The 18,767-nt window shown below is 68.0% G+C and carries 18 protein-coding genes; 11 read left to right on the top strand and 7 right to left on the bottom strand.

Annotated features, from left to right (window positions below):
- The first annotated feature begins 66 nt into the window (after positions 1–66).
- The 3 genes from leuC to BLR41_RS23750 all read left to right on the top strand — a co-directional run bounded on the left by leuC (position 67) and on the right by BLR41_RS23750 (position 4,012).
- Positions 67–1,467, top strand: a complete 1,401-nt coding sequence (leuC, locus tag BLR41_RS21180; RefSeq protein ID WP_092632172.1) for a 3-isopropylmalate dehydratase large subunit — start codon at positions 67–69, stop codon at positions 1,465–1,467.
- Positions 1,468–1,565: 98 nt separating this feature from the next.
- A complete protein-coding gene (gene leuD, locus BLR41_RS21175) occupies positions 1,566–2,168 on the top strand; it encodes a 3-isopropylmalate dehydratase small subunit (RefSeq protein ID WP_092632169.1) in 603 nt (200 codons plus the stop codon).
- A gap of 842 nt (positions 2,169–3,010) precedes the next feature.
- Entirely contained in the window at positions 3,011–4,012 is a 1,002-nt protein-coding gene (locus BLR41_RS23750) for an HU family DNA-binding protein (RefSeq protein ID WP_092632166.1), read from the top strand.
- 18 nt (positions 4,013–4,030) lie between these two features.
- On the opposite strand, the gene BLR41_RS21165 is transcribed toward BLR41_RS23750, so the two are convergent.
- The 3 genes from BLR41_RS21165 to cofC all read right to left on the bottom strand — a co-directional run bounded on the left by BLR41_RS21165 (position 4,031) and on the right by cofC (position 8,109).
- Positions 4,031–5,053 (bottom strand): NUDIX hydrolase, encoded by a 1,023-nt coding sequence (locus BLR41_RS21165; RefSeq protein ID WP_092632163.1) that lies wholly within the window; start codon positions 5,051–5,053, stop codon positions 4,031–4,033.
- Between the two features lie 6 nt (positions 5,054–5,059).
- Positions 5,060–7,342, bottom strand: a complete 2,283-nt coding sequence (locus BLR41_RS21160) for an RNA degradosome polyphosphate kinase (RefSeq protein ID WP_425426939.1) — start codon at positions 7,340–7,342, stop codon at positions 5,060–5,062.
- A gap of 95 nt (positions 7,343–7,437) precedes the next feature.
- Positions 7,438–8,109 carry a 2-phospho-L-lactate guanylyltransferase gene (gene cofC / locus BLR41_RS21155; RefSeq protein WP_092632158.1) on the bottom strand — a complete coding sequence of 224 codons (672 nt, stop codon included), beginning with the start codon at positions 8,107–8,109 and terminating at the stop codon, positions 7,438–7,440.
- 103 nt (positions 8,110–8,212) lie between these two features.
- Here cofC and BLR41_RS21150 point away from each other — a divergent pair, with 103 nt between their 5' ends.
- From BLR41_RS21150 to BLR41_RS21135, 4 genes are all read left to right on the top strand, one after another.
- Complete coding sequence (locus BLR41_RS21150; RefSeq protein ID WP_092632156.1) at positions 8,213–8,992, top strand: lysophospholipid acyltransferase family protein; 780 nt, start codon at positions 8,213–8,215, stop codon at positions 8,990–8,992.
- Complete coding sequence (locus tag BLR41_RS21145; protein ID WP_092632153.1) at positions 8,985–10,025, top strand: NAD(P)H-dependent glycerol-3-phosphate dehydrogenase; 1,041 nt, start codon at positions 8,985–8,987, stop codon at positions 10,023–10,025. The genes BLR41_RS21150 and BLR41_RS21145 overlap by 8 nt, the downstream gene beginning before the upstream one ends.
- An 8-nt stretch (positions 10,026–10,033) precedes the next feature.
- Positions 10,034–11,164 carry a cystathionine gamma-lyase gene (locus BLR41_RS21140; protein ID WP_092632150.1) on the top strand — a complete coding sequence of 377 codons (1,131 nt, stop codon included), beginning with the start codon at positions 10,034–10,036 and terminating at the stop codon, positions 11,162–11,164.
- Between the two features lie 366 nt (positions 11,165–11,530).
- On the top strand, positions 11,531–11,977 hold the full coding sequence (locus BLR41_RS21135) for a cysteine dioxygenase (RefSeq protein WP_092632147.1): 447 nt from the start codon (positions 11,531–11,533) through the stop codon (positions 11,975–11,977).
- Here BLR41_RS21135 and BLR41_RS21130 read toward each other — a convergent pair whose 3' ends face one another.
- Complete coding sequence (locus BLR41_RS21130; protein WP_092632144.1) at positions 11,978–12,421, bottom strand: GNAT family N-acetyltransferase; 444 nt, start codon at positions 12,419–12,421, stop codon at positions 11,978–11,980.
- A gap of 97 nt (positions 12,422–12,518) precedes the next feature.
- Here BLR41_RS21130 and pdxR point away from each other — a divergent pair, with 97 nt between their 5' ends.
- Together pdxR and BLR41_RS21120 are read left to right on the top strand one after the other, a co-directional pair.
- Positions 12,519–13,931 (top strand): MocR-like pyridoxine biosynthesis transcription factor PdxR, encoded by a 1,413-nt coding sequence (pdxR, locus tag BLR41_RS21125; RefSeq protein WP_092632141.1) that lies wholly within the window; start codon positions 12,519–12,521, stop codon positions 13,929–13,931.
- Between the two features lie 47 nt (positions 13,932–13,978).
- A complete protein-coding gene (locus tag BLR41_RS21120; RefSeq protein ID WP_092632296.1) occupies positions 13,979–15,070 on the top strand; it encodes a D-alanine--D-alanine ligase family protein in 1,092 nt (363 codons plus the stop codon).
- A gap of 19 nt (positions 15,071–15,089) precedes the next feature.
- Here BLR41_RS21120 and BLR41_RS21115 read toward each other — a convergent pair whose 3' ends face one another.
- Both BLR41_RS21115 and BLR41_RS21110 read right to left on the bottom strand, forming a co-directional pair.
- Positions 15,090–15,674, bottom strand: a complete 585-nt coding sequence (locus BLR41_RS21115; protein WP_245694676.1) for a DUF3515 domain-containing protein — start codon at positions 15,672–15,674, stop codon at positions 15,090–15,092.
- A 176-nt stretch (positions 15,675–15,850) separates the two neighbouring features.
- Entirely contained in the window at positions 15,851–16,084 is a 234-nt protein-coding gene (locus BLR41_RS21110) for an Lrp/AsnC ligand binding domain-containing protein (protein ID WP_043572263.1), read from the bottom strand.
- A gap of 291 nt (positions 16,085–16,375) precedes the next feature.
- On the opposite strand from BLR41_RS21110, the gene BLR41_RS21105 reads away from it, so the two are divergent.
- Both BLR41_RS21105 and BLR41_RS21100 read left to right on the top strand, forming a co-directional pair.
- The gene (locus BLR41_RS21105) at positions 16,376–17,344 is read left to right on the top strand and encodes a thiamine-phosphate kinase (RefSeq protein WP_092632138.1); all 969 of its coding nucleotides are present in this window, start codon (positions 16,376–16,378) and stop codon (positions 17,342–17,344) included.
- A 75-nt stretch (positions 17,345–17,419) separates the two neighbouring features.
- Entirely contained in the window at positions 17,420–18,127 is a 708-nt protein-coding gene (locus BLR41_RS21100) for a uracil-DNA glycosylase (RefSeq protein WP_218120299.1), read from the top strand.
- A gap of 215 nt (positions 18,128–18,342) precedes the next feature.
- On the opposite strand, the gene rpmB is transcribed toward BLR41_RS21100, so the two are convergent.
- The gene (gene rpmB / locus BLR41_RS21095) at positions 18,343–18,534 is read right to left on the bottom strand and encodes a 50S ribosomal protein L28 (RefSeq protein WP_092632132.1); all 192 of its coding nucleotides are present in this window, start codon (positions 18,532–18,534) and stop codon (positions 18,343–18,345) included.
- Positions 18,535–18,767 lie beyond the last annotated feature (233 nt).

Below are 18,767 nucleotides of genomic sequence, written 5' to 3'. Positions count from 1 at the left end.
TATCTGGGAAGTCCACAACGTGGGAGCCGTACCACTCGGATCCCACGGCTTCGATGGGGAGGAGCGATGGGTAGCACGCTCGCCGAGAAGGTTTGGAACGAGCATCTGGTACGTCGTGGTGAGGGCGACGAGCCGGATCTGCTCTACATCGACCTCCATCTCGTGCATGAGGTGACCAGCCCGCAGGCCTTCGAGGGTCTGCGGCTGGCCGGCCGCGCCGTACGCCGTCCGGATCTGACGCTGGCGACCGAGGACCACAACGTGCCCACCGAGGGCGTTGAGTTGCCGATCGCCGATCCGGTGTCGCGCACGCAGGTCGAGACGTTGCGCAAGAACTGCGCCGACTTCGGGGTACGGCTCCATCCGATGGGTGACGCCGAGCAGGGGATCGTCCACGTGGTCGGGCCGCAGCTCGGCCTGACCCAGCCCGGAACCACCGTGGTGTGCGGGGACAGCCACACCTCGACCCACGGCGCCTTCGGCGCGCTCGCATTCGGTATCGGTACCTCCGAGGTCGAGCACGTACTGGCCACGCAGACCCTGCCGTTGCGGCCCTTCCGCACCATGGCCGTCAACATCGAGGGGACGCTGCGTCCGGGAGTCACGAGCAAGGACGTCATCCTCGCCGTGATCTCCAAGATCGGGACCGGTGGTGGCCAGGGCTACGTGCTGGAGTACCGCGGCTCGGCCGTGGAGTCCATGACGATGGAAGCACGTATGACCATGTGCAACATGTCCATCGAAGCCGGGGCCAGGGCCGGCATGATCGCCCCCGACGAGACCACCTTCGAGTACCTCAAGGGACGTTCGCACGCGCCCGCCGGAGCGGACTGGGACGCAGCCGTGGAGCACTGGAAATCGTTGCGCACGGACTCCGACGCGGTCTACGACGCCGAGGTGACGATCGACGCGAACTCACTCACGCCGTTCGTGACCTGGGGAACCAATCCCGGCCAGGGACTGCCGCTCGGGGAGCGGGTGCCCGATCCGGAGTCGATCGCCGATGAGGAGAGCAGGGCCGCCACCGAGAACGCGCTGGAGTACATGGGGCTGCGCGCCGGTACTCCCCTCCGAGACGTCGCGGTGGACACCGTGTTCCTCGGCTCCTGCACCAACGGTCGGATCGAGGATCTGCGCAGCGCGGCGGGGATACTGCGCGACCGCAGGGTCGCAGAGGACGTCCGGATGCTGGTCGTTCCGGGATCCATGCGAGTGCGCAAGCAGGCCGAGGACGAGGGGCTGCACGAGGTGTTCGAGGCGGCGGGTGCCGAATGGCGCCAGGCGGGGTGCTCGATGTGCCTGGGGATGAACCCCGATCAGCTCACCCCCGGGGAACGCTCGGCCTCGACCTCGAACCGCAACTTCGAAGGCAGGCAGGGCAAGGGCGGGCGGACCCATCTCGTCTCACCCGTCGTCGCGGCGGCGACGGCGGTACGCGGCACGCTCTCCTCGCCCGAGGACCTGTAACCGAGCCACGTCGTGACACCGGTGCGCTGGTCCCGACAGGTTCGCGGAGTCCGGACCCGCCGGGCAGCCACCCATCAACCCGAGATACGGAGTACCTCATGGAGCCGTTCACCACGCACACCGGTATCGGGGTGCCACTTCGGCGGTCCAACGTAGACACCGACCAGATCATTCCCGCCGTCTACCTCAAGCGTGTGGCGCGAACGGGTTTCGAGGACGCCCTGTTCGCGGCCTGGCGCGCCGACGAGGACTTCATCCTCAACGTCGAACCGTTCAGCCGGGGCAGCGTGCTGGTGGCCGGCCCCGATTTCGGGACCGGTTCCTCCAGGGAACACGCGGTCTGGGCGCTGAAGGACTACGGTTTCCGGGTCGTCATATCCTCCCGGTTCGCGGACATCTTCCGAGGCAACGCGGGTAAGCAGGGACTGCTCGCCGCTCGCTGCGAGCAGTCCGATGTGGAACTGCTCTGGAAGCTGCTCGAGTCCGAGCCCGGAACCGAGGTCACGGTGGACCTCGAGGCGCGCACCGTGAGCGCCAAGGACCTCACCATCGGTTTCGAGGTGGACGAGTACACCCGCTGGCGGCTGTTGGAGGGCTTCGACGACATCGGCCTGACGATGCGCTCGGAGGACAACATCGACGCCTTCGAGCGAACCAGACCGAGTTTCCTGCCCACCACGCAGGCCGCCTCCACCGGTTGATCGGGGTTTTCCGGTCGGTTCGCCGAGCGGCGTGGGCCGGTTGCCGCGCCGGAAACGTCGGAGAGCTCCTCGGCAGGGCGACCCCTCGCGGGTGCTCCCGCGTCGCGCTCCCGCAGGGAGGGCCCGACGTTGGGTAGGCCGCTACCCCATGTCGGGCCCCGCAGCCGGCGGGAGGTTCCGCCGAGTGAGCAACCCTGCCAACCAGGCCGGAAAACCTCGAGGAGGCGTCCGCCGGAGTTCCGCCGCGATTCGGCGGCTCGACTCCGGGCGACAGGCGGACCCGTCCGAGGACGCGTCCGCGCGGTTCTGACGCACCGCGAGGCAACGAGGCACATCCGGCAGTGGTGCTCGACGTGCCCCGCGCGGCTCGCGAGCGCCGATCCGGCGCATCCCACCCGGCCCGTACCGGGAAACCGACTCCACGAGTGCGTGCTCGAGTCCCACCCGGTCGACGGCCCGTGGTTTCCCGGTACTTCGGCTCTTCCCGGCTCCGGAACGACTACTCCCGCGTGCCGCGCACCCGCTGATTCCCCACGTCGTGTTCCCCCGCCTCGTCTTCCTCCCGCGTCGTGCTTCTCCCAGGACTTGCCGCTACGCGGTCCGGGTGCACGCCCGATGTCGGTTCATCGCAACCGAGAGCGGGCTGTTGGTTCCGTCGCTCGCGCCTCACGGAAAACACCGGGCGACAAAGCGCCGCTGGGGCCATATCGGTTTTCTCGGGCCGTCAATGGCGCGCCACCACGCGAAAAGCGGGCGTGGCGAATGGCATCCACTCCCGCGGAGATTTACCGTGGCTCCTGAGTCGGCCCGGACGGGCCGTAGTTGTCCTGGGAGGGACTGACGTGAACAAGGCGCAACTAATCGAGGCATTGGCCGAACGCCTCGGTGACAAACAAACCGCGAGTCAGGCAGTGGACAACGTCGTGGATCTCATCGTCCGCAACGTCAACAAAGGCGAGAAGGTGAATATCACGGGCTTCGGCGTTTTCGAGAAACGAGCTCGTGCCGCCCGCACCGCCCGCAATCCACGTACCGGTGAGGCGGTGCGGGTCCGCAAGACCAACGTGCCCGCTTTTCGGGCCGGTACACAGTTCAAGGAAGTGGTGGGCGGCCAACGAAAACTTCCCCGTGCGGCGACGGCCAAGACCGGTACGGCGAGTCGCAGCACCGCTACGAGCACCAAGAGTTCCTCCGGTTCCACCCCTACCGGAACCACCACGAGCCGTGCGGGTAGGACGGGATCCCGTACCACCGCTGCCACCACGAGCGGGACGAGCAGCCGTAGCTCCACGGCGAGGACGGGGGCTGCCAAGACCGGCACCAGCAAGACCGGCACCAGCAAGAGCGGGACGGCAGCCAAGTCGAGCACCGCGAAGTCCACCGGTGCCGCCAAGTCGGGTGCTACGAAGTCGACGGGTACCGGCAGGACGACGAGCTCCAAGTCCACCAGCGCTCGTTCGGCGACGAGCAAGAGTGGTGCCACGGGCGGAACCCGGTCGAAGACGTCGACGAGTCGGACAAGCGCTGCCACCGCTACCAGAGCGAGTACGGCCAAGGCCAGCACCGCCAAGAGCGGCACCAGCAAGACCAGCACCAGCAAGAGCGGGACGGCGGCCAAGAGTGGGACGGCGGCCAAGTCGAGCACCGCGAAAGCGAGCACCACCAAGTCCTCGGCCGGGAGCGGCGCGGCGAAGTCCACCGGTACCGCCAAGTCGGGTGCTACGAAGTCGACGGGTACCGGCAGGACGACGAGCTCCAGGTCCGGCACCGGGAGGACACAGCAGGCCAAGACCTCCACGACCTCGACCAAGAAGTCCACTTCCGGCCGTAGCAGCAAGAAGTGACGCCGGTGGCAGTTCCTTTCACGTGCTTTCCGGCGACGGACCGGGGAAGTAGTCGGCGGCTGCCAACAGCGGTGCCGGATGTGAACCGTCACCTAAATGCGGCGTGGTGAGGAAGGAGAGAACCCAGACACTGGCTTTACGGCTGTTGAGCTCACCGAGTGACAGCCCGTCCGAGCGGGCCAGGGAGCCCACCAGATCCGGAATGACACCGCCCTGGCTGCACACCACCGCGGTCCCCGGCTCGGCGGCGATGCGCAGCAGTCGTCGCCTCCCGGCCTCCGGGTCGGCTCGATACGCCTCCTCGGAAAGCGCGGGTTCGGATTCGACGTTCGTCCGCAGACTCTCGGCGACGGAATCCACCGTCTGCTCACAGCGCAGTCTCGGCGCGGAGTGGACACGTTCGGGGCCGAACAGCGAGAGCAGGCCGTGCAGCTGATTCCGTTGTAGCCACCCTGCTTCGCTGAGCGGTCGCAGGTTGTCGTCACCGTGGAATTCCGTGCGCTCGCCCGCCTCGGCGTGCCGTACCAGCAGTACGGTGCTCATCGTGGTGGGCAGGCTCATGAACGAGTCCACCACGTCGTGGTCGTCCGCGTAGGTCAACCACTCGTGAGCTCTTGCCGCGGGCACCCAGCGCAGTTCGTCGACCTCCTCGTTGGCGACGAACTCCCCGGGAAGCGCACGCGCGGCGAAGTAGTCAACGGACTTGGCGGCCCGGCCGTCCCTTCCCCAGGGGACCTCGTAATCGATCCTGCGCAGGTGGCGGGACAGCACGCAGTTCAGTCCCGTCTCCTCGGTGACCTCCCGCGCGGCTGCTTGCGGGATCGTCTCACCGGGGTCCAGCTTGCCCTTGGGAAGCGACCAGTCCCCGTAACGGGGGCGGTGCACCACGGCGATCTCCGGGGGCTCGCTCGGCCCCGGCCGCCACAGCACGGCCCCGGCAGCCCTTACCGCGGGCAGCGGGCCCCCCGTGTCGCCGTGCACCGTCGCGGATTTCGACGTCGCGGGTGGATCGATCTCGGAAGTGGGTTCGGAGTTGGACATCTCGACTCAAACCTTAGCGCCGTGCAGGCGCAGCATCTCCGTCTGGTGGTCCCGTACCTGCTGGTCCTGCCGCGGTGATGCCTCCCAATCACCCTTCGAGTTGAGCACCCAGCAACGTGTCTGCGGGTGAAGTGCCGAGTCCAACAGCGAGTCCAGTTCCGAGGTCAGCCTGGGATCGGTGACCTGCACCTGCGCCTCGATCCGACGGTCCAGATTCCGGTGCATCATGTCGGCACTTCCGATCCAGTGTTCGTCCGCGCCCTGGAAATGAAACACCCTGGAATGTTCCAGGAACCTGCCGAGGATCGATCGGACTTCGATGTTTTCGCTCAGACCCTCGACTCCCGCCTGCAAGGCACAAATACCTCGTACCACGATCCGAACGGGAACGCCGGCGAGCGAGGCACGGTAGAGAGCATCGATGATCTGTTCGTCGACCAGCGAATTGATCTTCATCCGGATTCCCGCCGGTTTTCCCGTTCGCGCCAGCGCTATTTCGCCCTCGATTCGTTCGACTATCCCGGTTCGGATGCCCTGGGGGGAGACCAGAATCCTGCGATAAGTGTCGTGCCGCGCGTATCCGGTGAGTACGTTGAACAGATCCGTCAGATCCGCGCCGATGTCGTCATCGGCGGTGAGCAGTCCCAGATCCTCGTAGGTTCGAGCGGTTTTTGGGTTGTAGTTGCCGGTTCCCAGGTGGCAGTAACGCCGCAGCGTCGCCCCCTCCTGGCGCACCACGAGTGCCGTCTTGCAGTGGGTTTTCAACCCCACCAGGCCGTATACCACGTGCACCCCGGATCGTTCCAGGGCACGCGCCCACTGGATGTTCGCCTGCTCGTCGAACCGCGCCTTGAGCTCGACCAGTGCCACCACTTGTTTGCCGGCCTCGGCCGCGTCGATCAGCGAGTTGACTATCGGTGAGTCACCCGAGGTCCGGTACAACGTCTGCTTGATCGCGAGTACCTGCGGGTCCACGGCCGCCTGCTCTATGAAGCGCTGCACCGAGGTGGAGAACGCGTGGTAGGGATGATGTAACAGCACGTCGCCCTCGCGTAATGTCGCGAAGATGCTCTTGGACGTGTTGCCCTCCGCGAAGGCCGGATGAGTGGCGGGGACTATCGGCCCCCCTTTCAGGTCCGGGCGTTGTAGTTTGCCCAGCTGGAACATGCAGGAGAGATCCAGCAGGCCACGCACCTCCACGACGTCGTGCGGGTCCACGTCCAGCTCGCGCAGCAGCAGGTCGAGCATTGTCCGGCTCATCGTGTCGGCTATTTCCAGCCGTACGGGCGGACCGAACCGTCTGCGTGCCAGCTCGCGTTCCATGGCCTGCAGCAGGTCCTCGTCGCGGTCCTCCTCGACCTCCAGGTCCGCGTTGCGCGTCACGCGGAAGATGTGGTGTTCGGTGACCTCCATGCCGGGGAAAAGTTTGTCCAGGTGCGCCGCTATGAGCTCTTCGAGCGGGATGAACGTGCTCTGCAACTGGTCCCGGTCGTCCTCCACCCGGATCAGTCGCGCCACGTTGTCGGGCACCTTGACCCTGGCGAACCGCTTGATCCCGGCCTCGGTGTCGGTGACCATCACCGCGAGGTTCAGTGACAGCCCGGAAATGTAGGGGAAGGGGTGCGCCGGATCGACGGCGAGCGGAGTCAGTACCGGGAAGACGTGGTCCTCGAAGTAGCGCGTCAGGTTCTCCCGGTCCCGGTCCTCGAGCCGCGTCCAACTCAGGATGCGGATGCCGTTGGCCTCGAGTTCCGGCAGCAGCTCGTCGAGGAAGACCCGGTCGAGCCGTTCCACCAGGTCCTGGTTCCGTGCCGAGATGCGGGTCAGCTGTTCGTGTGGCGAGAGGCCGTCGGCGCTGCGTACCGACAGCCCCGTCTCCTCGCGCCGTTTCAGCCCGGCCACGCGCACCATGTAGAACTCGTCCAGGTTCGAGGCGAATATGCCCAGGAACTTCGCCCGTTCCAGCGGCGGCTGGGACCGGTCCTCGGCCACGGCCAGCACCCGGGCGTTGAAATCCAACCAGGACAACTCGCGGTTGAGGTACCGATTCTCCGGAAGGTCCGTACTGGCCACGGCTCTGGTGACCGCGGGAGGGGCCGCAGGTACGCGCGCGCCGTCCGATTCGCCGCCGCGCGTGACCGTTTCGTCCGGCGCCGTCCCGGCCTCGGGCGTGATGGCTTCGGGCGCGTGTTGAGCGACCTGCCGAGGAGTCGTCTCGTCGCTGGTCCCTCGCATCGATTCGGAAAGCCGATCGTCGCCGTCCGTACTCACACCACTATTGTCACGCATGAGGTGGGGGCTACGCTCATCCGATCGGATGGTGACGGAGGTTACACAAGTAGGCCGGGGTGAAGAGTCGCCCGAACTCAGTGGTTTCGGTGGTGCTACACCGTGCCCGAGCAGCCGATTCCGGTACGGTTTGGTTTTGGATCGTTTCGTCGCAGCAGTTCCCCGGTGCGGCTTCCGAGCCCCAGGGCCTCCGCCGCACGCAGGTCGGTTTCGGTGTCCACGTCGCAGCGCAGCGAGGCCCACGATCCGAGGAGTGCCTTCGCGCCGCTCTCGCGGTGAGCCGTTGCCGAGCCTGCGCCGAAGCCGGGGCGTAGCGCGTCGCCGCCGGCGGCGAGCAACAGGGTGGTCCCGCTGCCCTGGCGATCCGCGCAGTAGGAGCGTTCCGAGTCCGCCTCCGCGATGGCACCGTCCAGGTCGGTACCGCGCAACGCGGGAAGATCCGCCTGCAGGGCGCCGACCCGGACCTTCGTGCCCCGTGCGCCGAGGAGGTGATCACCGTGTCGCAGCGCCGCGTTGAGCCCGGCCCGCGGGGAGTCGGGCAGCACCTCCACCCCGAGTTCGCGGAACCGGCGCGTCAGCACCGCGTCCGAGGTGACCACCAGCACTTCCCGTACCCGTTCGGCCGTTGCCGCTGCCAGGACGGTGTCCATCGCGAGCGCGGTAACCAGCTCGGGGTGCTCCTCGGGAAGGGTTCGCGCGGTACGCAACCGGGTCTTTGCCAGGTGCAGTGGTTTGATCGGTACGAGCAGTTGGACTCCCACGGTCACCCCGCCATTCTGCGCCTCAGCGGGGAGAGCTCTCGCGACCGGTCAATCGGCGGTGCCCACCCCAACGGGTATGTTGGCAGCCGCTCAAACGGAAGGAGTTGGCGTGGCCGAGCCGAGGAGTTTGCGACGTTCCCGCGGCGCCACCAAAGAGCGTGGAAACGGTGTGGTCGGCAGAATCTGGTTGGCGATCGCCATCGTCGTGTTCTATCCGCTCAAGACCTTGCTGGCACGGACCAGACTGATCGGGCTGGAGCACGTCCCCGCCCAGGGTGGCGCGCTGTTGGTGCTCAACCACATCTCGCACCTCGATCCGATCTACGACGCGGTGTCGGTGCACCGGGCGGGCAGGCTTCCCCGCTTCCTGGCCAAACACACGCTCTGGAACTACCCGGTGCTGCGCGGTGTGTTGCGGGGAGTGGAGCAGATCCCGGTGTATCGCGGCAGTGTGAGCGCCCAGCAGAGCCTCCGGGACGCCCACCGGGCCCTGGAACAGGGCAAGGTGGTGCTGATCTATCCCGACGGCACCATCACCAAGGACCCGGAGGGCTGGCCCATGACCCCCAAGGTGGGGGTGGCCAGGCTCGCCCTGGAACACGACGTCCCGGTGATTCCGGTGGCGAGATGGGGGACCAGGGAAATCCTCGACGGGTATCACAAACGTTTCCGCCCCTTCCCGCGCAAACGGGTCACGCTGCGGTTCGGCGCCCCCGAGGACCTGTCCGAGTATCGCGCGGGAGAAGTCGACACCAAGGTGTTGCGCGAGGTCACCGAGCTGCTCATGCGTCGGGTACGCGACCAGCTGGCCGACATCAGGGAGGAACCGGCGCCCGCCTCGTTCTACTCCGGTTCGAGGCGTGTGGAGCGGAACGACGACCATGTCTGAGACCGCCGTTTCCGAACCGGAGGGTGGTGCGGCGCTCCGGCGCGTGGCCGTGCTTGGGGCCGGGTCCTGGGGCACCGCGTTCGCCAAGGTGCTCGCCGACGCGGGCACCGAGGTGCGGTTGTGGGCCCGCAGGACCCACGTGGCCGAGGAGATCGAGCGTCACCGCGTCAACACCGAGTACCTGCCGCGAACCCCGCTTCCCGGCGGGTTGCGCGCTACCGACGAGGCCGCGGAGGCGCTGCACGGGGCCGACGCGGTGGTACTCGCGGTGCCGAGTCAGACCCTGCGGGAGAACCTGACCGGGTGGCAGACCCTCCTCCCGGAGGGAGCCACGTTGGTCAGTCTGGCCAAAGGGGTCGAGTTGAGCACCCTGAAGCGGATGAGCCAGGTGATAGCCGAGGTGGCCGATGTGTCCGCCGCCCGGGTGGCCGTGGTTTCCGGTCCCAATCTCGCCAAGGAGATAGCCGACGAGCAGCCCACCGCCACGGTGATCGCCTGTCCGGACCACGAGCGCGCGGTCGCGCTGCAGCGTGCCTGTTCGACGGGATACTTCCGGCCCTACACCAACACCGATATCGTCGGTGTGGAGGTGGCCGGTGCCTGCAAGAACGTGATCGCGCTCGCCTGCGGGGTGGCATCCGGGCTGGGGTACGGCTCCAACACCATGTCCACTCTCATCACCAGGGGCATCGCCGAGACGACCCGGTTGGGAACGGCGCTGGGCGCCGAGCCCATGACCTTCGCCGGGCTGGCCGGAATGGGCGATCTGGTGGCCACGTGCGTGTCGCCGCTGTCCCGCAACCGCACGTTCGGGGAGCGCCTGGGGCAGGGTGATTCCGTCGCCGAGGCGCAGCGTGCCGCACACGGGCAGGTCGCGGAGGGCGTCAAGTCCTGCCGGTCGCTTTGCGAGCTCGCGGTCGCCAACGGCGTGGAGATGCCGATAGCCGAAGTGGTCCACCGGGTGTGCCACGAAGGGCTGGACCCGGTACCCGCCGCGGCCGAGTTGCTGGGACGGGACCGCAAACCGGAATAGCGATCGAGATGCCGCACAGGAGGGAGAGCCCGTTGTACGGGGACGGGACGCGCTGCGTACACGGTGGAGAGACCGAACCGACGACCGGGGATCCGTTCATGCCCGGACCGGTGTTCGCGGCCCCGTACCACCTCGGTGGCTCCGATCGTCTCGGCGACGCCGATTTCTACGGTCGGGACGGGAACCCCACCTGGCGGGCGCTGGAGACCGCCGTCGGGGAGCTCGACGGCGGAAAGTGCCTGCTGCTGCCCTCCGGGATGGCGGCCATCGGCACTCTGCTGCGAGCCGTGCTGCACGCCGGTGACGTGCTGGTGCTGCCCACCGACGGCTACTACGCCACCAGGGAGTTCGTGCGGACCGAACTCGCCGAGCTGCACCTGCGGGTCAGGGAGGTTCCGACCGCGGGTCCCTTCCCGGAGGACGTTTTCGACGACGCCCGTCTGGTGTTGCTGGAGACTCCCTCCAATCCCGGTCTCGACGTCTGCGACATCGCGGCGTTGGCCGAGCGTGCTCACGCCGCGGGCGCGCTGCTGGCCGTGGACAACACGACCGCCACGCCGCTGGGGCAGCGACCGCTGGAACTCGGTGCCGACGCGGTGGTGGCCAGTGACACGAAGGCCCTGTGCGGGCACAGCGACCTGTTGCTCGGCCACGTCAGTGTGCGTGACGAGGAACTCGCGCAACGCCTCACCCGAGTACGAACCCTTTCCGGCGCGATTCCGGCACCGTTCGAGACCTGGCTGGCGCATCGCAGCATGGCGACGCTCGATCTGCGGCTCGCCCGGCAGGCCGAGAACGCGGCGGCGCTCGCCGAGGCGTTGTCCGGTCACGAGGACGTCACGGGAGTTCGCTGGCCCGGCATGCCGAGCGATCCCGCGCACGAGGTGGCGAGTCGGCAGATGCGCCGATGGGGCGGCGTGCTGCGCTTCGAACTGCGGGACGCCGAGGCGGTGCAGCGGTTCGTCGAGCGCAGTCACCTCGTTTCCGGAGCGACCAGTTTCGGTGGGGTGCACAGCACCGTGGACCGGCGTGCTCAGTGGGGAGATCCCGTGCCGGAGGGTTTCGTGCGGTTCTCGGCAGGGTGTGAGGATCCCGCCGATCTCGTGGCCGACGTCCTCGCGGCACTGCGGCGGGAGTAGTGCTCCGCTCCGGTTTCCGTGGAGCGGAGGCCGCCGGAACGCGCGGTTCGCGCGGCGAGAACTCCCGGAGCGAGGTGAGCGCCAGGTGAGCCGGTATCGCACGGCAGTGTGAGATATCGCGGACTCCGGGGAATTTCCTTGCCGCAGCGCCCCGTTCCTGGTTCACTTCTCGTCGTGTTTTTGCGCGCTGCGAAGGTGAACCCGACGGCGGTCCGGCGTCCGGCCGGTCAGTACCGCCATGTCGAGCTGCGCCTGGTAGCGAGCGCGCTGTGTCCTTCGCGTCGAGTTTCCCCGTGATCACGGATCGTTGATCCTCCGCTCCCGCGCTTTCCGCTTCTCCCGTACTCTCGCGAAGGACTCTCCGCTGTGTTCGCCGTTCCACCGAATACTGTTCTCCACGGGCCCGAACGCACCAGGGCTCATCCGGCGTTGATAGCTCGTGAGATCGCGACCGACCGCCGCGGTTGGGCACACCTGGTGCGCTACGACCGGGAACGACGTTGGTCCGAACTGCTGCGGCGCACCGACGACCACGAGGTCTGGATCCTGAGCTGGTTGCCCGGCCAGCACACCGAGCTGCACGATCACGGAGGGGCCGACGGTGCCTTCACCGTGCTCGCCGGTGTGCTGCACGAACGCGCGGTGCGGTCCGACTCCGGGCGCCATCAGGCCGAGGCGCTGCACACGCTCGTCGCGGGCCAGTCCCGGGTCTTCGGTCCCAACTACGCCCATCAGGTGCACAACGAGGGCCCGGACCCGGCGATCAGCATCCACGTGTACCGGCCGAGCAGGGCGCTCAACCCGACCGGCTGATCAGGACCCCGCCTGCGCGGTCGACAGCTTCCGGACGAAGTGCGTGGAAGGGGTGGTGAACCCGCTGCTGGCGTACAACCGGTGCGCGGCGTGACGCCCGTTCCCGGAATCGAGGTGGATCTCGCCCACCCCGGCGGCCTCGGCTTCGCGTGCGATCCAGCGCAGTAGTTCGGTCGCGTACCCGTTTCCCCTGGATCGCGGCAGCGTGCACAGATCGTCGATGTACAGGTAACTGCCCCAGGCAAGGCATTCACCGGCCCGGAATCCCGCCGCCGCCACCGCCCGCTGTTCCGGGTCGAGAGCCGCGATCAGTCGATACCCGTGCTGTCGCTGCCTGTCCACCGCGGCCAGGAAGTCGGCCATCGTGCTCAACCGGGGGCGTAATTCCCGGAGGACCGGGTACGCCGTGGCCGTCTCCGCCTGGTCGAGTTCTCTGATCAGCAACGCGGCACCTTTCTCGGATGAGTGGCCCTGTGGGTCGTATCCGCAGCTTCTCCAGAGTGGTGGCATCATTGAAGGGCCAATCAGGGAGTGTTCGAAAATGCCACCCAGGGCTTCCGCGCCCGGAGCGCCACCGCTGGAACTGGCAGTCGAGCTGGACCGCACCAGCACCCGGCCGCTGGCGGTCCAGCTGGCCGAGGGGCTGCGTGGCGCCGCGACGAGGGGCCAGCTGCGACGCGGTGACCGACTGCCGTCCACCCGTGCGCTCGCCCGACACCTCGACGTCAGCCGTACGGTCACGGCTGCCGCGTACGAACAACTCCACGCCGAGGGCTGGATCGCGGGCAGGCACGGTTCCGGCACCTACGTCACCGCCGCGCCGCCGGGAGTGGACGGGGTGAGGCGGGCCGGGACGGTCGTCGAGAGCGACGCGGACACGACTCGGGGAGTGGTGCTGTCCCCTGGTGCGCCGTGGTCGCAGGGGATAGACCGTGCCGCTTGGCGGCGCGCCTGGCGTGCGGCCGGGGACAAGGCACCGTCCACCATGCCCTATCGGGCCGGAGTGCCGGAATACCGTGCGGTCGTCGTGGAGCACCTGTTGCGTCACCGCGGCCTGGTGGTCGAGGGGCCTGCCGAGAACTCGGTACTGGCAACGGCCGGCACCACCGCCGCGCTCGCCGAACTGGCCGCCGCCGTGCTGCCGCCCGGTGCGTCCGTGGCGATCGAGGAACCCGGATACCAGCGAGCGGTGGGTGCGCTGCGCGCAGGCGGCATCGAGGTGTTTCCCGTCCCGGTGGACCACTCCGGTCTCCTGGTCGAGCGGATTCCCGAGCACGTCGACGCCGTCTACTGCTCACCCGCCCACCAGTACCCGCTCGGCGGCAGAATGCCCGCCCAGCGGCGAACCGCGCTGATCGAACGGGCACGCACGGCGAACTGGCTGATCGTCGAGGACGACTACGACGGTGAGTTGCGCTACGACGTGGCTCCGCTGCCCGTGCTGGCGGCCTTGGCGCCGGATGTGGTCGTGCAGTTGGGTACCACCAGCAAGATCCTCACTCCCACGCTCGGTGTCGGCTGGCTGTTGGCTCCCGAGTGGGTGACCACCGCAGTGCTGGAGTACCGCGAACGCACCGGCACGCGACCCGCCCCGGCGGGGCAGTGGTTGCTCACCGAGTTCGCCGCGAACGGGGATCTGGGCAGGCACCTGCGGCGGCTGCGCCGCGAGCTCTCCGGTCGCAGGGAGCTGGTCGTCGAGGCCTTCGAACGGGCGGGTGTCGAAGTGTTCGGTGATCGTGCCGGGGCACACGTCGTGGTTCCGCTGCCGGACGGCGCCACCGAACGTCGCATCATGGCCTCCCTGCGGCGGCGGGGCGTGTTCGTCGACGGTCTGCGCAGGCATCATCAGGCCGAACAGCAGTGGTACGGGCTGGCTCTCGGCTACGCCGTGTGCGGCGGACGGGAGCTGCGTGAGACCTTGCCGATGCTGGTCTCGGAGATCGTCGGCGGTTGATCCGCCGCTTGCGGTGTGACCTCCGCACGCGAGGTATGGTGCTGCGTATGGCTGAACGCAAGATCCGGGTGGCGGTTGTTTTCGGTGGACGCAGTACCGAACACGGTATTTCCTGCCTCTCCGCGGGTAGTGTGCTGGCTCAGCTGGATCGGCGGCGTTTCGAGGTCGTCCCCGTGGGAATCACCCGTGCCGGAGCCTGGGTGCTCGGGCCGGACGACGAGGAGCAGCTACGGCTCAGGGAACGGGTCGAACCGGAGATCACCGACGGCAGGGCGTTGACGCTGCCCGTGGATCCCGGCAGTCGTGAACTGGTCTCGCTGGAGTCGGGCAGTGTGGGAGAGGTGCTCTCCGGGGTTGATGTGGTGCTGCCGATGCTGCACGGTGCTTTCGGCGAGGACGGCACCATCCAGGGTCTGCTCGAGATGGCCGGTATTCCGTACGCCGGCCCGGGCGTACTCGCCAGCGCGGCAGCCATGGACAAGGAGTTCGCCAAGAAACTCCTCGCGGCCGAGGGGCTGGAGGTCGGTACCTACGAGGTGCTGCGTCGCAACGAGACCACATTGGACGAATCTCGGAGGAGAAGGCTGGGCCTGCCCGTGTTCGTCAAACCGGCCCGTGCCGGATCCTCGGTGGGGATCACCAAGGTCACCGATCCCGCCGAACTCGACGCCGCCGTCGCCGCGGCACGTCGCGTCGACCCCAAGGTGATCGTCGAGTCCGCGCTGTCCGGACGCGAGATCGAGTGCGGTGTTCTGGAGTTCCCGGACGGGCAGGTGACCGCTTCGGCGCCCGCCGAACTGCGCGTCGAGAGTGATTCTGGCTGGTACGACTACGACTCGAAGTACCTCGACGACGACACCGAGTTCGACGTGCCCGCCAAACTTTCCGACGAGGAGACGGAACGGTTGCGTGCGGCCGCGGTCGGCGCTTTCCACGCCCTGGACTGCCAGGGGTTGGCCCGGGTCGACTTCTTCCTGACCGAGGACGGCCGGCCGGTGGTCAACGAGGTGAACACCATGCCGGGATTCACCCCGATCTCGCTGTATCCGCGCATGTGGGCGCACGCGGGTGTCGACTATTCGAGCCTGTTGAGCACACTGCTGGACACCGCCGTGGCCCGCGGCACGGGGTTGCGCTGACCGGTCCGGCGGGTGGGACTCAGTCGAACACTTCCCGCTCGGGCAGGTGCTGGTCGAGGATCCGGGACACGTCCTGGACCGGGCCGATCCCGGTGTCGTTCGACCCGGTGACCGCGACATAGACCGGCCGATCGACCGCCAGCCAGGTGGTGGTTTCACCGCTGCTGATCGGCAGCCAACTCACCCCGGAGATCACCATCAGCTCGGAGGTGGGTTTCAGCTCGGCCGGGGCTGTCAGGCCGCACCGCAGACTGACCGGGTCGTGTTCGGCGTCGCCCCAGGCCACCGTGCCCGCCGGTTTCGGGACGGCCAGTTCACGTCGTGGCACCGCGGAACCGTCGACACGCAGTTCATCGGGCAGAGCGCCCAGCACCGTCGTGCACTCCGCCGAGTTCGCTTCCGGAGCCTTCACCGGGGGCAGCGCCAGTGGTCCGCTGCGATCGGCCGTGGTGTCCGCGGCGGCTCCCGCATCGGGTCGGGCGTGCTCTCCGGTCCCGCCGCTGAGGACCCCCAGCGTGGCAACGCCCGCCGCCAGCAGTACCCCGAGCGACAACGCGATGATCAGTACGACCCGGGGTGGCCCGGATCCGAATTGTTCCCGCACGCCACCCACTACAGCACGAGCGGTGCGGGCGGTGCGGACCGGTGCCGTCCTCGCAGGGGAGTGCGAGGGCGCGGGAGGTCGCGCCGGGTACCTCACCACCCCGAGCGAGCCCAGACGTTCCCACCCGGTGCGAAGCCGGGCGGGTTCGGCCAGGCACCTGCCGGTGGTGCGGCTGCTCAGAGATGCACGACCGGACACGTCAGCGTGCGGGTTATTCCTTCCACGTTCTGAATGTTGGCCACCACCATCTTGCCGAGTTTGTCCACGTTCTCGGCCTCGGCACGCACGATGACGTCGTACGGACCCGTCACGTCCTCGGCGCTGATGATCCCGGTGTTCCCGGATATCTCGGACGCCACCGCTGCGGCTTTGCCTACCTCGGTCTGGATGAGGATGTATGCCTGGACCACGGGTATGCCCCTTCGTCTCGTCGGAAGCGTTCGAGGTGGAAACTGGAAGCTGTTTACGACTTGGTCGAGCGGTAGGCGTCCCGGCCCGGCCGAGTCGGCGCCCGGGACTCGGGGCACCCCGCGAGCAGCGGCCGAGCGACGTGGCCGGTAGCCGTCCCGCGCCGCGTCCGACTCACCCGCCGGAACGGGGCGGCCGGGCGGGACGGTGCCGTCCCGACGACCGAACTCGGTCCCCGAACGGGCAAGTTACCGCATTCAGTCGCGTGGACGCGCAACGAAAGGAAGATCCAGTTGACTCCCGAGGAGAGACCGGACACACGGACCGTCTCACAGGTGGGTGAGTTCGGTCTCATCCGGAGAGTGACCGAGCACCGGAGCCAGCCGAGCAGCACCCTCCTGGGGCCGGGTGACGATGCCGCCGTGCTCACCGCGCCGGACGGCAGAGTCGTGGCCACCACCGACGTGCTGGTGCAGGACGTGCACTTCCGCCTGGACTGGTCCGCTCCCCGGCACGTGGGCCGCAAAGCAGTGGCCGTGAACCTCTCCGACATCGCGGCGATGGGGGCAGTTCCGACCGGCCTGCTGGTGGGATTGGGGTGTTCCGGGGAGGTAACCGCTGAGTTCGTCGACGAACTGGCCGCGGGCATGTGGGAAGAGGCGCGGCGCGCGGGCACCGCCCTGATAGGCGGTGACATGGTCACCTCGAACCAACTGACCGTCTCGGTGACCGCGCTGGGAGACCTGCGGGGCAGAAAACCGGTGACCAGGGAGGGTGCGCGACAGGGCGATGTCGTGGCGCTGGCAGGCGGCCTGGGGTGGTCGGCGGCCGGGCTGGCGGTGCTGGCTCGCGGATTCCGCTCACCGCTGTCGGTGGTCGGTGCTCACCGGGTTCCCGAGCCGCCCTACGAGGCCGGGCCCGCCGCGGCGATGGCCGGAGCGACTTCGATGATCGACATCTCGGACGGGCTGCTCGCAGACATGGCGCATGTCGCGGATGCTTCCGGGGTTTCGGTGGACATCCGCACCGACCAGCTCGAAGTGCCGCAGCGGCTGCTGGAGGTGGCCTCGGCACTGGGTGCCGATCCCGGCGACTGGGTACTCAACGGTGGTGAGGACCAGGCGTTGGTGGCGACCTTCCCCGGTGAAGACGATCTCCCCGCCGGGTGGCGTCCCATCGGTCGGGTCCGGCAGGGTCGAGGTGTCACCGTGGACGGTGCCGAGCACACCGAACGGACCGGGTGGCAACACTGGCGGCATTGAACGGCCCGTCGGAGTACCCGGTCGGGACTCATACCTGATCCCGTGACGTGACAGGCACCCAGGGGGGCGGTGCTGATGATCAAAAGGTCGCTAGGGTCATGGCCCGTGAGCAGGAGCCCGTTGAACGAGATTGTGGAACCAGGCTGGGCCGAGGCGCTCGCGCCGGTGTCCGACCGGATAGCCGACATGGGCGATTTCCTGCGCTCGGAAGTCGCCGCCGGACGCGAATACCTGCCGGCCGGTGAGAACGTACTGCGCGCCTTCCAACAGCCGTTTCGGGATGTGCGGGCACTCATCGTGGGGCAGGATCCCTACCCGACGCCGGGGCATCCCGTCGGCTTGAGCTTCTCGGTCGCTCCGGACGTCGATCCCGTGCCGCGCAGTCTGGCCAACATCTTTCGTGAGTACTGTGACGATCTCGGCCATCCGCACCCCTCCAACGGGGATCTCACCCCGTGGAGCGAGCGGGGCGTGCTGTTGCTCAACCGCGCGTTGACCGTGCAGCCGGGCAAGTCGGCCTCGCATCGCGGCAAGGGGTGGGAGGAAGTCACCGATCAGGCCATCAAGGCGCTGGCGCAACGGTCCGAACCGCTGGTGGCGATTCTGTGGGGACGCGACGCGCGGAGCCTGCGTCCGTTGATGCCCGGCGTCGAGTGCGTCGAGTCGCCGCACCCGAGCCCCATGTCAGCAGACCGCGGGTTCTTCGGGTCACGGCCCTTCAGTCGCGCGAACGAGATGTTGCGGGGACTGGGGGCGGAGCCGATCGACTGGAAACTTCCGTGACCGCGACGCTACGTTCCGGTCCGGGAGTGGCTCCCGAACCGTTGCGTGAGATCCGGCCCGTGATCGGGCGGCGGAGGTGGGCCTCGACGAGGGGGTGAGGAAGCGCCGCTTCCCGTGGTGCACCCACCCCGGCGCCCACCGGCCGAAAAACGCTCGGCCGGTTGTACCGACCGAGCGTTCTCGACGAGTGATCGCGACGACGTGTCGCCGTCGTCTCAGCCGCGCACGACCTTACCCGCCTTGAGGCAGGAAGTGCACACGTTCATCCGCTTGCGCTGCGTCGGGCTGACCTTGGCGCGCACGGTCTGAATGTTCGGGTTCCACCTGCGCTTGGTACGCCGGTGAGAGTGCGAGACCGCCATGCCGAAACCCGGTCCCTTGTTGCAGACGTCGCAGACGGCAGCCACGTCAGACACCCCTTACTTCGCTCGAATCTCCGTCCCCGCGTCGTCACCCGACGCGGGTCATGCTCGTGCGGTGACAGCGCTGTTGGGCAACGCGGCTACCCCCGCGCCGGTGAAGGCTGTCCACCCAGGGGTGACTACGTGCCCGTACACCGCCGTTCGGACAACGTGCGAAATCATGCACGTTCCCCGAGCCGTCGCCTCGCGGCGCGGCATTGGCCCCGCTCCGCTGTGGT

This window comes from Actinopolyspora mzabensis (assembly GCF_900101095.1).
GTDB classification, from domain to species: Bacteria; Actinomycetota; Actinomycetes; order Mycobacteriales; family Pseudonocardiaceae; genus Actinopolyspora; species Actinopolyspora mzabensis.
The sequence above is the reverse complement of the archived record's forward strand: the minus strand, read 5'-3'. Positions and strand labels throughout refer to the sequence as shown.

Excerpts from the sequence above, each read along its gene's own strand:
- leuC (WP_092632172.1), top strand. The coding sequence starts at position 67 with ATGGGTAGCACGCTCGCCGAGAAGGTTTGGAACGAGCATCTGGTACGT.
- leuD (WP_092632169.1), top strand. The coding sequence starts at position 1,566 with ATGGAGCCGTTCACCACGCACACCGGTATCGGGGTGCCACTTCGGCGG.
- BLR41_RS21165 (WP_092632163.1), bottom strand. The coding sequence starts at position 5,053 with ATGTCCAACTCCGAACCCACTTCCGAGATCGATCCACCCGCGACGTCG.
- BLR41_RS21160 (WP_425426939.1), bottom strand. The coding sequence starts at position 7,342 with ATGCGTGACAATAGTGGTGTGAGTACGGACGGCGACGATCGGCTTTCC.
- BLR41_RS21145 (WP_092632153.1), top strand. The coding sequence starts at position 8,985 with ATGTCTGAGACCGCCGTTTCCGAACCGGAGGGTGGTGCGGCGCTCCGG.
- BLR41_RS21140 (WP_092632150.1), top strand. The coding sequence starts at position 10,034 with ATGCCGCACAGGAGGGAGAGCCCGTTGTACGGGGACGGGACGCGCTGC.
- pdxR (WP_092632141.1), top strand. The coding sequence starts at position 12,519 with ATGCCACCCAGGGCTTCCGCGCCCGGAGCGCCACCGCTGGAACTGGCA.
- BLR41_RS21120 (WP_092632296.1), top strand. The coding sequence starts at position 13,979 with ATGGCTGAACGCAAGATCCGGGTGGCGGTTGTTTTCGGTGGACGCAGT.
- BLR41_RS21100 (WP_218120299.1), top strand. The coding sequence starts at position 17,420 with ATGATCAAAAGGTCGCTAGGGTCATGGCCCGTGAGCAGGAGCCCGTTG.